The 15,350-nt window shown below is 39.1% G+C and carries 16 protein-coding genes; 1 reads left to right on the top strand and 15 read right to left on the bottom strand.

Going from position 1 to position 15,350, the window contains the following annotated elements; all coding sequences use genetic code 11:
* Positions 1-150 precede the first annotated feature (150 nt).
* The 12 genes from K6D58_RS07615 to K6D58_RS07560 form a co-directional block, all read right to left on the bottom strand.
* A complete protein-coding gene (locus K6D58_RS07615) occupies positions 151-423 on the bottom strand; it encodes a Txe/YoeB family addiction module toxin (RefSeq protein ID WP_296829273.1) in 273 nt (90 codons plus the stop codon).
* Positions 423-683 carry a type II toxin-antitoxin system RelB/DinJ family antitoxin gene (locus tag K6D58_RS07610; protein WP_296829270.1) on the bottom strand — a complete coding sequence of 87 codons (261 nt, stop codon included), beginning with the start codon at positions 681-683 and terminating at the stop codon, positions 423-425. Before K6D58_RS07610 ends, K6D58_RS07615 begins: the two co-directional genes overlap by 1 nt.
* Before the next feature lie 281 nt (positions 684-964).
* Complete coding sequence (locus K6D58_RS07605) at positions 965-1,228, bottom strand: Txe/YoeB family addiction module toxin (RefSeq protein WP_296829267.1); 264 nt, start codon at positions 1,226-1,228, stop codon at positions 965-967.
* A gap of 2 nt (positions 1,229-1,230) precedes the next feature.
* Positions 1,231-1,488: a type II toxin-antitoxin system RelB/DinJ family antitoxin gene (locus tag K6D58_RS07600; protein ID WP_296829265.1), complete on the bottom strand. Its 258-nt coding sequence runs from the start codon at positions 1,486-1,488 to the stop codon at positions 1,231-1,233.
* A 194-nt stretch (positions 1,489-1,682) separates the two neighbouring features.
* Positions 1,683-2,225 carry an adenine phosphoribosyltransferase gene (locus K6D58_RS07595; protein ID WP_296829262.1) on the bottom strand — a complete coding sequence of 181 codons (543 nt, stop codon included), beginning with the start codon at positions 2,223-2,225 and terminating at the stop codon, positions 1,683-1,685.
* A gap of 91 nt (positions 2,226-2,316) precedes the next feature.
* Positions 2,317-4,272 carry a DUF4832 domain-containing protein gene (locus K6D58_RS07590; protein ID WP_296829261.1) on the bottom strand — a complete coding sequence of 652 codons (1,956 nt, stop codon included), beginning with the start codon at positions 4,270-4,272 and terminating at the stop codon, positions 2,317-2,319.
* A 14-nt stretch (positions 4,273-4,286) separates the two neighbouring features.
* Positions 4,287-5,183, bottom strand: coding sequence for a prephenate dehydrogenase (locus K6D58_RS07585; RefSeq protein WP_296829258.1), 897 nt, complete (start codon positions 5,181-5,183; stop codon positions 4,287-4,289).
* 117 nt (positions 5,184-5,300) lie between these two features.
* Complete coding sequence (aroF, locus tag K6D58_RS07580; RefSeq protein WP_296829256.1) at positions 5,301-6,329, bottom strand: 3-deoxy-7-phosphoheptulonate synthase; 1,029 nt, start codon at positions 6,327-6,329, stop codon at positions 5,301-5,303.
* Positions 6,330-6,609: 280 nt separating this feature from the next.
* Positions 6,610-8,607: a TonB-dependent receptor plug domain-containing protein gene (locus K6D58_RS07575; RefSeq protein ID WP_296829253.1), complete on the bottom strand. Its 1,998-nt coding sequence runs from the start codon at positions 8,605-8,607 to the stop codon at positions 6,610-6,612.
* Positions 8,608-8,619: 12 nt separating this feature from the next.
* Positions 8,620-9,159, bottom strand: a complete 540-nt coding sequence (locus K6D58_RS07570) for a hypothetical protein (RefSeq protein WP_296829250.1) — start codon at positions 9,157-9,159, stop codon at positions 8,620-8,622.
* A gap of 205 nt (positions 9,160-9,364) precedes the next feature.
* Positions 9,365-9,925, bottom strand: coding sequence for a hypothetical protein (locus K6D58_RS07565; protein ID WP_296829247.1), 561 nt, complete (start codon positions 9,923-9,925; stop codon positions 9,365-9,367).
* Entirely contained in the window at positions 9,916-10,707 is a 792-nt protein-coding gene (locus K6D58_RS07560) for a hypothetical protein (RefSeq protein WP_296829244.1), read from the bottom strand. The genes K6D58_RS07565 and K6D58_RS07560 overlap by 10 nt, the downstream gene beginning before the upstream one ends.
* Before the next feature lie 124 nt (positions 10,708-10,831).
* On the opposite strand from K6D58_RS07560, the gene K6D58_RS07555 reads away from it, so the two are divergent.
* A complete protein-coding gene (locus tag K6D58_RS07555) occupies positions 10,832-11,467 on the top strand; it encodes a hypothetical protein (RefSeq protein ID WP_296829241.1) in 636 nt (211 codons plus the stop codon).
* A 19-nt stretch (positions 11,468-11,486) separates the two neighbouring features.
* On the opposite strand, the gene K6D58_RS07550 is transcribed toward K6D58_RS07555, so the two are convergent.
* From K6D58_RS07550 to argB, 3 genes are all read right to left on the bottom strand, one after another.
* On the bottom strand, positions 11,487-12,974 hold the full coding sequence (locus K6D58_RS07550; RefSeq protein ID WP_296829239.1) for a pallilysin-related adhesin: 1,488 nt from the start codon (positions 12,972-12,974) through the stop codon (positions 11,487-11,489).
* Positions 12,975-13,043: 69 nt separating this feature from the next.
* Positions 13,044-14,201, bottom strand: a complete 1,158-nt coding sequence (locus K6D58_RS07545; RefSeq protein WP_296829236.1) for an aspartate aminotransferase family protein — start codon at positions 14,199-14,201, stop codon at positions 13,044-13,046.
* A 222-nt stretch (positions 14,202-14,423) separates the two neighbouring features.
* The gene (argB, locus tag K6D58_RS07540) at positions 14,424-15,332 is read right to left on the bottom strand and encodes an acetylglutamate kinase (protein ID WP_296829233.1); all 909 of its coding nucleotides are present in this window, start codon (positions 15,330-15,332) and stop codon (positions 14,424-14,426) included.
* Positions 15,333-15,350: the final 18 nt, after the last annotated feature.

Below are 15,350 nucleotides of genomic sequence, written 5' to 3'. Positions count from 1 at the left end.
AAGAAAATATTTCTGGAAGTGCATATATTAAATTATTTTAAGTATAACCCACTTTCTCCAACTGTGTACTACCCAATCGGGTAGTTTTAATATTATTTAAAAAAAAAGCGGCTTGACCGGTTTGTCGGCTTTGAAAAACTGTGTCAGGTTTTATTTTTCTTGATGATAATGAGTACCACACTGAACTATATACAATTTATCATCATCTACTTTATAGACTAGACGATTAGCCAAATCGATTCTTCGACTCCAATAACCAGAAAATTCATATTTTAATGGTTCTGGCTGTCCACGACCTTTATCAACACCATTCCGCTCAATGTCTTTCAAAAGTTCATGAACCATTTTTATCATCTTTTTCTGATTCAGTTCAAAAAAATTACAATAATCGTTCCAAGCAACATCTGCCCAAACTTTTATCATTAAAGGGTCTCCTTCAATTCATGAATTTGTCCTTTTCCTGATTCAATTTGCGCAATTCCCTGACGAAGAAATTTAATGTTTTCTTCTGAATAAATATAAGGGTCGTCAGCAGCTTTTAATGCAAAAGGAATTCCATTTTCGCGGATTGTCGCTTTTACAAAAGCTGTTATTGCTGAAGTAACATTTAATCCTATTGAGTTTATGATGCTTTCAAAATGGCTTTTGTCTTCATTTTCAATTTTAGCAGAAATTGTAGTCATATTTACTACCTCCGACTAAAACATACTACAAATTTGCTTTTCTTGTCAAATTTAAAAAAGGCGGGTTTTGCCCGCCTTCGGCAGCAATGGGATTTTCGGGTCAAACCCGAAAATGACACTTTTTGAACTTATTGGTCATCCCCTTCGGAAAAATAGTTGAATTTTTAAATCCGCTCCACTTCGTTGCGCTAGTTGAAAGCCCGGACTGCACACACATAACAGGCGTGACACCGGCAGAATCGGTACATAAGACAAGCACTCTTTAAATCGATTGTCACTTTTTATTTATCATCATAATGATTTTTACACTGAATAATCTTTATAAGTTCATCTTCAATTTTATAAACTAATCTGTTTTTCTCATCTATAGTTCTAGACCAATATCCGGTTAAATTACCTTTCAATGGTTCTGGATGACCGATTCCATCATTTCCGTTTCGCTCAATATCCGCAAGAAGCTGATTTATTTTCTTGAGCGTCTTTTTATCCTGCGTTATCCAATAGGTATAATCTGCCCAGGCATCATCTGAAAAATCCTTGTGCATTCTTATACCTCGACAAGATCATGGATTGAGTGCTGCCCGTTCTCCATCTGCATTTTTGAATGTTCCAACGCTTTTTTGTTTTTTTCAGAATAAAATGAGCTGTCCTGAACAATCTCAAAGGGGATTTTGTGCTGGATTAAAGTCTGCTTAAGAAAAATGCGTATTGCCGTTGTTGTATCCATTCCTATGGATTCGAAAAAAGCATCTGCATCATGTTTTAAGGCTGTATCAACCCTTGTCTGAATTACTGCCGTTCTCATATATGCCTCCATATTTATAATTTAATACAAAAGTAATGAAAAAGCAATAAAATTGCATAATGACAAAAAAAGCAGCTCCCCCTTTTGGGAAGCTGCCCGAAAATCTATTTAATTACAATGCAAGAGATTGCCGCATCAAGTGCGGCAATGACAAACTGTCGAGCACGGCAATGACTCATACTTAAGTATCAGTACTACTCGTGATCGTAATTAACCAAAGTAGTTACGGCAACATCATTGCCAAGTTTCTCGTCATATTTAAGGAAAGGAAGTCCTACAACACCAAAAACATCAGTAACACAGGCCTTACCCTGCTGTACAAGATTAATGGCAGCCTTAAGGGTTCCTCCGGTAGCAACAAGGTCGTCTACAAGAAGAATGTTCTGGCCTTCCTGAATGTCTGCACAGTGAACTTCAATTTCTGCACTGCCATATTCAAGGTCATACTTGCAGTGATAGGTTTTTGCAGGAAGCTTACCCTTTTTACGGATAAGAATAAGTGGAATACCCATACGTTCTGCAAAAGGTGCTGCAAAAATAAAACCACGGCTTTCGATACCTGCAACAGCATCGATTTTTTTATCCTTATAAATCTCTACCATACGGTCAATTGAATACTTAAATGCTTCCGGATGACGAAGAATACCGGTGATGTCATAAAAAAGAACACCATGCTTTGGAAAATCAGGAACACGTCCTATTACTTTATCCAGTACTTCAAAATCTTTTTTTTCCATAAAAATGCTCCATAAAAAAAACGAAATTGCAAAATGCTCCCTAGTATAAAACGTATGCAAAAAGTATTCAATTAAAAAGGGGAATATTTAATTATTCACCTTGAGGCAAAGTTAAAGTAAAAGTACCGGCCTTTACAGCTTTAAGAGTTGAATTCCAGCTGTCGTTTGCAGGACGAAGGACATAATTTCCGTCTGCATCAGCGAGTTTTACATAAAGATCATAGCTGCCTTCTGTTAACGAACTTAAATCAGCTGTTACACTTAAAGACTCCTGACCTGTAAATAAAGCTGCTGAACTTTCTACACACTCTTCTTCTCCTGTAATGGAAGTCTGAAATGGAATAAAGTAAAGGCTTACTTTCTTCTGCCTGTGATAAGGAAGATTTGCAAATCCTGAGTTTTCAAAAGTAAGGGTAATCTCAACTGCATTAAGATTAGTTGTCTGGGTTAAAACTGTATTATTTAAAAGATAGCGGTAACCTAAATGTTTATAAATATACTGGAAAAGTGTATCATCGGAATAAGTCAGGCTGTTAAAACCATAAAAGAAATGTCTGTTCCATCCAATATTAAGGAATGATGCGTGAACATTGGCAAAGTTTTCTACACTTACACTTTGTCCGCTGCCAATACCGTAGTCTCCGATTAACTCTCCTCCATAAGGGGTATGATCATCAAAGGCTGAAAGGAAGTCAATTTCTCCCTGACGGTCACCGCTTTTAAAAGTTCCTGAATCACTGGAGCTTCCAAGATAACCATCGTTATAAAGGCCAAGCTTATATTCATCACTGCCTGCTGCAGGAGTATATGAAGGAATAGACTTTGGATAAGATTCATTATCAGTGTCGAGCTCAAAAGTATAATCAACACCACAATAAGTATTAAGGTAGGCATATATAAATTTTGGCTGACGTACAAGTAAAGGAACATTTACAGATTTAAGGTCTTCAAGATATTCATGCATAACCTGAACAATGTAATAATCAGGCATCACTTTTCCATCAATAGTAACAGAGGCTGCATAATCTGAAGTATGCATTTCTCCCCAAGGACCAATGATTCCGCATTCAATTGCTGTAATTACATCTGTGTACTGGGCATAAACCTGAGAAATCTGCTTTACGTGATTAAGGATGTAAGAAAAATTTTCAGGCTCCGTATTAGCTCCTGCATAATTTGCATCATAGGCAAAACGAACAATGGCTGTTTTATCTGTTCCGCGGAAGGCTGCAAGAATATCCTTTACATCTTTTAATGCAGCGCTGCTAAGGTCTTTAACATCTGCACTGCCGTTAGCTGCCTTTGAATAGTCACTTATATCAAACTTTAAGTGTACAAGATTATAAGTTACGCCCCATAAATCTTCATCTTTTTCCGGATAAGGTCCGTTTACAGGATTAGAAGCTTCTTTTATAGAAGAAATTATATCTGCTTTATTAGTAACACCTGACTGAGTTACAGTAATTGTTATTGCAGAATAAAATCCCATATCAGGATTAAAAATCACTTCATCACAATCTTCTGACTGTCCCCATACAAATGAAAGGACAGGTGAATTGTCTACGGCTGGTGTTTCTGTACCGGTGGTGTCCTGACTTCCGCTGCCGGTATTTTCTGTACCGGTTGCTGTTTCTGTGCCGGTTGTGCCGGTGCCTTCTGTACCGGTTGCTGTTTCTGTACCGGTTGTTGTTTCTGTTCCGGTTGCTGTTTCTGTACCGGTTGTTGTTTCTGTACCGGTTGTTGTTTCTGTACCGGTTGCTGTTTCTGTGCCGGTTGTTGTTTCTGTGCCGGTTGCTGTTTCTGTTCCGGTTCTGCCGGTGTCTTCTGTACCGGTTGCTGTTTCTGTACCGGTTGTTGTTTCTGTACCGGTTGCTGTTTCTGTTCCGGTGGTGTCCTGACTTCCGCTGCCGGTATTTTCAGTTCCGGTTGCTGTTTCTGTGCCGGTTGTTGTTTCTGTACCGGTTGTTGTTTCTGTGTCACTGTCTGATTCAGTCTGACATGAGAAACACATTGCTGCTAAAAGCATAATAAATAAAACTTTTTTCAATTTATGACTCCTTTTTATTTATTAACTGTACAAATAGAACCCATCATAAGACGCTTTTCCCTGGTTTCTTCCAGCATGCGCTTTAAACTTTCAGAATCTTCATTCATTATTGCAGTACGGAATTCTTCCATCTTCTTCTGAAAATTATCAATATGGGCACATAATTTTTCTTTATTGCTGATAAAAAGCTCTGTCCACAAAGGAGCATTTATCATGGCAATACGGGTTAAATCTTCAAAACTTCCACCACCAAAAGCCGTAATCTCCGGATCCCTGGCACTCTGTACAAGGGCACTGGCAATTACATGACAAAGCTGGGAAGTAAAGCCGATTTTATTATCATGAACATCACAGGTAGTTTCTGTAATACGGGTAAAGCCCAGTTCAGTAACAAGAGTTTTCATTAACTGATAGTTTTCTTCTATATTAAAGGTCTGGCGGCAGAAAATATAATTATGGTTTACAAAAAACTGAGCCTTACTTGCGGCATAGCCTTCCTTTTCTCCACCAGCCATTGGATGTCCGATTATAAAATCAACATCAGGCCTCAAAAGTTCAGGGAGGGACTTTTCAAAGATGCCCTTTACTCCGGAAATATCCGTAACTATAGCGTCGCTTTTAAAATCATTTTTATATGTTTTAAGAAATTCAAGAGTAGCATGAGGATAAAGACAGACAAATACAATATCGCTTTCTTTAAGAAGGTCTGCAGTTTTATCAACAGTATAAGCCTTGTCTGCAACCCCTTCATTTAATGCCATGGAAAGACAGGCTGTACTTCTGTTACACACAAGAATTTTTCCACGGGAACCACTCTGGCTTAAAACATTCTGCCTTATGGCTTTTGCAAAAGAACCGCCCATTATTCCCAGTCCGACGATTCCGTATGTAAGGTCCTTTAAGTTTTTCATAATAAAAGCATTTTACTGTATAAAGAAACCCTAGGCAATAAAGAAGCCCGCTTCTGCAACAGCCCTGATGCTGTAACAAAAGCAGGCTTATGTATAAAAAAAATTTATTTTTTATAATCAGATTGTGCGGCCTTCTACAGCTGCATACTTGTTAAGTTTAGAAGCAAGTTCTTCAAACATTGCAGGAGGAAGCTGCTGACTTGCATCGCTCATTGCCTTTTCAGGATTACAGTGAACTTCGATTTCAAGACCATCTGCACCGGCTGCAACTGCACTGCATGCAAGAGTACCAACCATCCATCTGATTCCGCAGGCATGACTTGGATCAAGAACTACAGGAAGATGAGATACCTTATGAAGATAAGGAACAGCACTTACATCAAGACAGTTTCTTGTATAACCGTCATAAGTACGGATACCGCGTTCACAAAGAATAACCTGTTCTGTTCCGTTTGCCATAATGTATTCAGCACTCATAAGAAGTTCCTGAATCGTTCCTGACAGACCGCGCTTTAAAAGAACAGGCTTACCGAATTTTCCGATTTCCTTAAGAAGGTCAAAGTTCTGGAAGTTTCTTGCACCAACCTGAATCAGGTCAACGTTTTCAAAATACTTAAGTTCAGAAGCACTCATAAGTTCTGTACAGATTGGAAGACCTGTTTCTTTTTTTGCAAGTTCAAGAATACGGATACCTTCTGGTCCAAGTCCCTGGAATGAATATGGAGATGTACGTGGCTTATATGCACCACCCCTGAGGATACGGGCACCTGCTTTTTTTACAGCCATTGCTGCATCAAGAAGCTGCTTTTCTGATTCAACGGAACAAGGTCCTGCAATAAGGGGAACAGTCTTACCGTCTCCGATTTTACATGCTGTAGAACCGTTACCACCTACAGTTACAACAGTGTTTTCCGGGTGGAAAGAACGGCTTGCCATTTTATAAGGAGCAGAAACACGTTCTGCACTTTCTACGATTTCGTTAGCAAGAAAGTCTTCCGGATCAAGTTTGGAAGTATCTCCTAAAAGACCAAGTACAGTTTTATCAACACCCTTAGAAATATGTACGTCAAGATTCTTTTCTTTTACATCAGTAATAAAAGCATTGATTTTGTCCTGACTTACACCGCTTTTCAAAATAACTATCATTTTACACCTCCAGTTATTTACATGACATTAGTACAAAAAAAAAGGAACCTTCTTATTAGGAAGGTTCCTGTTATTTCTTGCTTTAGGATTTATACCACAACTTATGCAGCCTTACCTTTTGCAAGGAAACCTTCCTGAACGCCGAGAAAATAATAAAAGCTAAAGTAAAAGTAAGCCAGCATTGAGAGAAAGTTAGACTGTGCCCGACGGGTAGTTGTGTTTTTCATTTCGGAAAAAAGAATACTGTAGACAGAAACGCTTGTCAAGTATGAAAAGCTTTTCATTTATTTTTCCAGCGGCTTCTTAAACCTAAACTGATACTTATTCCAGGCATTGGATAGGAATCCACAGCTTCATAGTCTGTATCAAAAATATTCTCTGCCCTTAAGTAAGGTTCAAAATGTTCAAGACCTTCATAAGAAAGATTAAGGTTAACAAGGGAATAAGGCTCCATATAAGTAATATTCAGATTGGACTTGTAACGCTTACCGATATAGTTCCATTCAATACCTGTCCTGAAATTATAAAAATAAAAAACTGCAGAAGCTGATGCCGTCCAGTCAGGAGTCCACATGATTCTTTTTTTATAAGTCAGGGAATTGCTTTTATCAAGAAGAGATGTATAAAGATATTCCCCGCAGGCCTTTAAATGAAGGTGACCGTCAAATAAAACTTTTTCCGTTCTAAAATCCAGGCCCCAGTAAAAGGCACTGGCAACATTCTGGGGAGTATAAACTCCATCAGTAGAAGCCCACTGAATTTTATTTTTGTAATAGTTAGTAAAAAAACTCAGGGTAAAAGGCAGATATTTTTTAAAATCAACTGCTGCTTCTGCACCCCAGCCCTCTTCTACCTTAAGATCAGGATTTCCGCTGGCATAAGAAGAATCCCAGTAAAGGTCATCCATATTAGGAAACTGAACCATGCGGTAAGCATTAACTGAAAAATCTCCATACTCAAAAGAAAACTTTACCCCTGCCTTAGGAATAAAGGCTGCATTGTCCCCGCAGGTTTTTACGGCAAGAGGCAGTGTAAAAGAAAAATGCCTTCCGATTTTAAAAACAGAAGTTTCTTTAAAAGTAAAGGAAAGCTGAGTATGATTTCCGTCATCTGTAGAATCAAGAAAAACCCCGTCAAAAGTAAGGCCGGCACTCTGGGTATAAAAAGTTTTTATATCAGAAGATGCATAAAGGGCATAACGGAAAGTATTAATAATATGCTGACTGGAAGTTGAAGATTCATCATAATTTCTTTTATTAAAAATCCAGGCTGCATTGTTTTCCATCTTAACTTTATTTTTTATATCAGGATTAAGAAGGGAAAAAGTAAGCATGGCATTAAGATCTTTCTGCACTCCCTTACCAGAAGAATTTTCTGAACCAGGACAGTTTTTTACTCCGTCATAAAAAATCAATCCCGTATTAAAGGAAGAACCATTCATAAAAAAATGAGAAACTTTTGCATCAGCATAAATATCCTTTACTTCCGCATGGTCTCTTGTTACGTACTTAGAAAGATAATTTTTATACTGGTATTTATTTAAGGCATAAGTTCCCTTAAGGTTAAGCTTTAAAAAAGTATTTTCAAAAAGCTGATGGGAAAGCCCTGCACTCTGACTAAAAGTATCTGCAGGATAAGAATCATTCAGATAGGACTTTATTAAAGTATCGCTTGTAAAGTCAGTACCAAGATTCTGTTTTTTTGTAGTTATATAAATTGTACCGGCAACAGAACCTTCGTCACTCACCCCTTCTGTAAAACCGCCCCTGACAACTTCTATTTTTTCTATGTCACCAAGGCTTATAGTAGTAAAATCAAAAGTACCATACTGGGCATTATTTACACAGATTCCGTCAATTACAACACGAACAGTCTCATCAGTAAAACCCCTGATCTGAGGTTTGGCTTCCAGACCGTAGGGTCCGTAACTTAAAAGCTGCATTCCCTCTGACTGCAAAAAAGAAACCAGGCTTTCCGTATGAGAATCTTCTATATCTTTTGCTGTAAATACCTGCCTCTGTTCAACCGCCGGAGAATCAATATAAGAGTAAAGGTGGTCAAGGTAGATGTCACTTTCTTCTTTAAGGGGGGACGCCTCCCCCTCGCTACCAGGTCCTCGCCCTGCTGTGGTCCTGTCCGCTGCCCCCTCTGCGGGGGAATCCCCCGCAACGCCCCCGGCTGTATAAAGGACAGAAGAATCTTCCTGAGAAAATAATGGATTAAAAATAAAAACCGCCGTTAAAAATAAGAGGGCGGTTTTATAAGAATTAATACTCAAGGCTTTTTTTTATTAGTCTGGTAATTTTGTATATTCTGTATTACGCTCAAAATAACCGCCATCAATTGTAAAATCAGAAACAACTGTTTCAAGGTCTACAGCTTCCGATACATAAGTGTCTTTATTACATGCACAACAAATATCAAGAACAGTGTCTGACTCAACAATTACACGTACTGCTGTGTAATAATTCTTTGTATAATATGTTCCGCTGTAATCACCATAAGTATATGTATAAGTCTCAGGTGACTTATAATACAGATAATATGTCGGTTTTTCTGTACCTTCTACTTCTGCTGCACCAACAAAATTTAATGTATAAGATTCCTTTGCTCCTTCATACATATAATTTACAAAAGTATCATTTGTAATATCATAGCTGTCATCAGCTGATGATAACCAGGTGCCCTGTAAAGCAGAAGGAACTTCTGAAATCTCAAATGTAACTGGAGAAGAATCATCATCAGACTTACAGCTGATAAGACCAGAAACCATAAAAATAGAAAGCGCAATAAAGAATGCGCGGCTGAATGCACTAAGTGCCTTTTTCATAATAACCTCGTTTCCCCAGAGTGTTGCGTAGGGATAAAGTAAGATAAGCCTTAAATACAAAAGGCTATAAACAGAAAGCATTCGGACTTAAAAAACTTAAAGTCTTTCTTACCGTTCCGCGTCGAGCCAGTGACTTGCACACTGTTCCCTTCCTGCTTATGGCCGTAATATAACAGAAATCTGTTTTTATGAAAATATGCTTTAATTAAAATACATAGTTTACATATACACCGCTTGACCAGCAGCCCCTGCATACTCCGTCAAAGGCTGTACGTTCTTCAAGGTTAAGGTAAACCGTAAAGCTTGTCTGCTTATCAAGACTAAAATCAAGGGCAGGACGTACGTTAATAATATGACCGCCATCCCAGTCTTTTGTTACGTCACTGTCTTCCCATCTTTTATCATCAGATCCGTTGGCAAAAGAACCCCATACGCTAAAGCCAAAGTCATTGTTAAGCTTTAAAGAAAGCAGGGCACCTGTATACCAGGCAAAAGTGTAATTTTCATTTTCAAAAAAGTTAATTCCAAGTTCAGGACGAAGGGAAATCTGTGTATTAGGAATTACAAATTTAATTGCAGCTCCGGTTCCGTAAGCCTGGTCGTCTTCATCATCAGTATTAAGGGAATCAGCAGCAATGTAACCTTCAAGTACAAAATTCTTCTGACCAAGAGTCATACCTGCATAAAAGTTTCCATGATCATCAAAGGCACCTTCATAAGATGCAGCAATAGTAAGCCATTCAACAGGAGCAATTTCTATTCCCACATTAAGGGCGGATCATCTGTATTAAAACCATTAGGGATTGCAGCACCAAGCTGGAACTTAAAGTCTCCTTCATAAAAATAACGAACTCCCATTGCCCTCTTTGCATACTTGTTTGCATAGTGAACAAAACCTACTACATCAGCAGATCCTGGTGCATCAACTGAATATTTGTAAGTATTGGCAGTTTCTGAAGAAGTAGCTGCCCTTGAACCTGAGCGGTCATCGTAAGTTGTAGAAAAACCGCCCTGACGAACATGAGCCGTACTTTCCCAGAGCCAGCCACCGTAACTTGGAGCAGGACCAACCCTCCAGTTAAGCTTTGTTCCCACACCAAAATCAAAATTATCAGCAGGATGCCATATAAAATTTACATAATAGGAATCCTGAATTACATTGCTTACGTTTACCTGGTCATTGTAACCAAGAAGTGCTGCAGCTGCAGAAACCTTGTTATCTCCGGCATAAGAAGTACCACCTCTTGTTCCATAATGAAGGGTAAGAGGATTTCCGTTGGAAGTTCCAAAAGTAAAATTATCTACATCACCTTCATTATCATAGTTTGCAAGAAAACTCCAGTTAAGCATTCCTTCAATTGTAAAGGAACCTACATCAAACCTGGCCTGAAAAGTATCAGTCAGACCGTAAAACATGGTATCAGCATTAAGAGGAGAACCAAAACCTGTCCATGTAGTATTCTTCATTCCTTTTGAAGTCATAACCTGAGAAAAAGCAGAAGAAGCAAGAACTGCTGCCATTAAGGCAGAAAGAAGAATTTTTTTCATATCCATCTCCATAAAAATGATTTATTTAATAATTTAAACCTTTCCATTGGAAATAGTCAATCTTATAGGTTATACTATGCTATCTTGTATAAAGTTTTTCATAAAAAAATTGTGGAGTTGAAAAATGAAAAAATTAGTTAAAACAAGTCTTCTTATTGCTTCTTCCGCCCTGCTTTTGTCCTGTGCATCAGGAAAGCATCAGGCTGTTATAGAAACAGAAGATGAAGTTTTTGCAATTGCAATCAACAATCCTGTTCCGGAAGGAGACATTGAGCTTCTTGACAGTTTTGAAGACGGCAACTTCTGGCAGAATTCCCTGGAAGACGGATACTCTCAGGAAACTGAATTAAGCACCCAGTGGTATTCAGAAGGAGCTTCCAGTGGTGAATGGAATTTTAAGTCAGTTCCAAAAACAGAAAATGCAGTTTTCTACTGTGACGCTTTAAGTGACAGAAACTGGCAGGGAGCAAAAGCTGTAATTCTTGACATTAACAATACTACTTCAAAAACCATACAGCTTTACCTTAAGATTGATTCAGGCCGCCGCCCTGTGGAATATGCAATGACAAGTCCTGTTGCAATCGGTTCAGGTACCAATACAAACGTATATTTTGACCTTGAACACAACCTTACTGATTTAGAAGGAAATCCCCTGCCTTCAATTCAGGAAGCATCAAATGTAAGAAAGCTTAGCGTTGTCTTTATGGGAAAAACAAAAAGCGGAAGTGTCTATGCCGACAACATCCGCCTTGTAAGATAAAAGAGCTGCTGCCTTAGGATTATTCCTGAGGCAGTTTTTCTTTTAAAAGAGTTACTGAACGTTCATCAGTAGGATAGGCTTCATCAGGAAGAACCTTATAAGGCTTAAAAAGCAGGGAATCGTTTGAAGAATCCCCGTAGCTTACCTTATACATTCCCTTAAAGAGAGGAGATGGAGAAGATGAGCGGAACTGAATGTAATCCTGATCCCTTAAGGTAACTTTTGTATAAAAACCTGTATCACTGATAATATCACCTTCTGCAGTATAAGTTCCTTCCTTAAATACAACTACAGTATCATCAGCCATTTTCCACGAAGGATTGCCTTCAAGAATCTTTATAAAGCTTTCTGTCTTTCTTGAAGATACCATATCATAATTTCTGTCCTGGGAGAATTTTTTGTAAACTCCGTCCCACACGTTGCTTTCAGAAATAAGCATGCGGACATCATCCTGAATGCGGATATTGATTTCATCCACACTGCGGAGGGAAATATCAATACGTCTCTGAAGATTCTGAATCTCCTGGTTTATACATGAAAGATAAATTCCATTACGCCTTAAATCACTTCTGATCCAGCTGTAAACTTCTTCTATATCAGAGCGGACAAAAATAATTTCTTTCTGAAGGTAATCAAAATAAAGATAATAAAGGGAAGAAGAGTCGCTTTTATACCAGAGCCCTTCCAGAAATTTTGCAAAGGTTGCTACAGTTCCATCCTGAATCTTTGCAAGCTCCTTACGGGTAATATTACTGCCGGCAACACGAATGGTTTTTGTCTGAACATATTTCTGCAAATCCCTGTCCCAGTCATAGCAGATCTGAAGCTGGTCCATACTGGAAGCTCTTGAAGTATCAGAGGTATAAACCCAGATAGGATAGCTGGCACCATTGGCATTGGAACGGTCATAATTTTCGTAACGGTCTGCCTGCTGAATAAAAATAGTACCGTCTCCTGCAAGATCAGCAATCTGAGTTACGTTAACTCCCCCGGTACTTCTGTCACTGATAAGAAAGGCCTGAAGGACAGCCTCTGAGTTTTCTGAAAAGCCCTGGTAAACAAGAACATTTTTATGTTCACCTACCAGGTCAATTCCGGTATAGGTAAATGAAGAAGTCTGAACTATTGAAGTAGCAATTACAGCCTTGCGTTCATATTCAGCCTTAGCCTTATTGTATATTCCAACAATAAGCTGAATGTAAGGGCTTGATGCAGATTTTACCGCATTTACCTGATCCTCAAGACCGTCGCCGTTAAAGTCCATGCTTACAACACCAATAAGGGTTTCGTCAGACTTAAGCTGAATCAATGAGACCAGGGCCGTTTCTTCTACAGAAGATGAACTTTCCAGAGCCTTTGAAGATGACTTGTCGTTGGCGTCACTTAAAGCAAAACGACTTGCCCTGTAACCACCATCATCATCCTGAAACTGTCTTGAAACAAAAAAAACGGCAGCTGCCAGAGCTGCCATCATAACAATCAAAAAGGCTGCAATTCTTCTACGCATGATAAAAATAATACAAGAGCCATAAGTATTTTTCAACACCAGGTATAAAAATACCCGGCATTAAAAAATTTAAGCTTCAAGACCTGCCTTTAAGATGGCAAGACCTGCATTAATTTCCTTCATGGTAATGTTAAGAGGAGGAACAAGACGTACAACATCTGAACCTGCAGTAGAGAAAAGAAGACCGTCAGAAAGACATTTCTTTTCTATGGCAACAGGGTCTTTATTCACCTGAATACCGATTACAAGGCCCTTACCCCTTACGTCAATAACACAAGGAAGATTCCAGCTTTTTACAGTATTGCGGATATATTCACCCTTTTTAAGAACATCTTCAAGGAATCCCGGTGCAGTAAGAGTCTTTAATACAACCTTACCTGCTGCACAGGCAAGAGGATTTCCGGCAAATGTAGACTGATGGTCTCCGGCCTTAAATACATTACCCTTTCCCCTGTAAAGACAGGCTCCCATAGGAACGCCACCGGCTATAGCTTTTGCAAGGGTAACAACTTCCGGCTTAATACCTAATGCATCACTGGCAAGAAGGGCACCTGTTCTTCCCATTCCTGTCTGAACTTCGTCACACATAACAATGGCACCGGCCTTGCGGGCAAGTTCTGCAGCTTTCTGTGCCCATTCCTTTTCAATAGGAATAACACCGCCTTCACATTCAACAGGCTCAAAGAAAAGGGCTGCTGTTGTTTCATCAAAAGCATTTTCCAGACCTTCATAGTCGTTTGGTTCAATTGTTTTAAAACCCTGAACATAAGGAGCAAAGTCTTCCGGATGGAATCTTTCCTGTCCTGTAGCTGTAAGGGTGGCAAGGGTTCTTCCGTGGAAAGACTTGTTAAGGGTTACAATTGTCTTTCTTTTTGAACCGCCATTAAGCTGGCCGTATTTGCGGGCAAGTTTAATTGCAGCTTCGTTGGCTTCTGCCCCGGAATTGCCAAAATAAACACCTTCAAAACCTGTAAGGGCAAGAAGCTGGTCTGCAAATTCCAGTCCTACATCGCTGGTAAAATAGTTGCAGACATGAATCTGTTTTTTAGCCTGGGCAGCAAGAGCCTTTACAAGAGGCTTGTAATTGTGACCAAGGCAGTTAACGGCAATGCCTGCAAGAAAGTCGATGTATTTTTTTCCATTAACATCAGTAAGAACAGACCCCTGTCCCTTTACAAAAGTGATGTCAAAGCTACCATAATTATTAAGAACCTTAGGATTTCCCATAATAACCTCCATTAAAAACAAGGGACAAGGATGTCCCGTCCCAAGCTTAGCAATACATATACCGCGAGTTTTACAAAGTAAAACTCGGATTAATGATTTTGCCATGCTCTAAAAGTAGCAAGGGACAAGGACGTCCCGTCCAACTCTTAGAAATTAATAACCTGCGAGTTTTCGCGTAGCGGAAACTCGGCATTAAATCTTTTGCCATGGATGGCAAAAGATTTAATAGATCATTGTACCAATTCCCCTGTCGCTGAACATTTCTATAAGAAGAGAATGAGGTACACGACCGTCAATAATATGAGTTCTAGGTACACCACCCTTACGGGCCAGCATACAGCACTCAATCTTTGGAATCATTCCCCCGGCAATAATACCGTCCTTTTCCAGAGTATCAACATCTTCTATATGAATACGCTGAATCAGGGAAGAAGGATCATTTACATCCCTTAAAACTCCAGGAACATTTGTAAGCTGAATAAACTTTTCTGCCTTAAGGGCAATTGCAATTTTTGCAGCAGCTGTATCAGCGTTAATGTTATAACGGGCATTATCACCGTCTTCTCCCAAAGCTACTGTTGAAACAACAGGAATAAAGTTCTGGGAAAGCATGGATTCAAGAATTTCCGGATGAACTTCTGTAACTTCACCTACAAAACCAAGGTCTGCTCCGTCCTTATTGATTTTCTTTGCCCTTAAAAGACCTGAGTCAACACCGGACAAACCTACAGCCTTTCCACCCTGCTGAAGAAGAATACCAACAATATCCTTGTTCAGTTTTCCGGTAAGAACCATCTGTACGATTTCCATGGTTTCTGCATCTGTATAACGAAGTCCGTTAATAAACTTGCTTTCCTTACCAACACGGTCCAGCATATGATTTATTTCCGGACCACCACCATGTACAAGTACAACGTGAATACCAATTGTGTTAAGAAGAACAATATCTTCCATAACATCATGCTTAAGGTCTTCATTAAGCATGGCATTTCCGCCGTATTTTACAACAACAACTTTTCCAACCCAGTGCCTGAAGTAAGGAAGGGCCTGTACAAGTACGTTAGCCCAGCCTGCATTATCAAGTCTTGGATCAACTGTCTTTTTTTCTGTATTTTCAACATCAGCTGCCATAATAAATATCTTCTCCCT

This window comes from Treponema sp. (genome assembly GCF_024696245.1).
Taxonomy (GTDB): Bacteria; Spirochaetota; Spirochaetia; order Treponematales; family Treponemataceae; genus Treponema_D.
The sequence above is the reverse complement of the archived record's forward strand: the minus strand, read 5'-3'. Positions and strand labels throughout refer to the sequence as shown.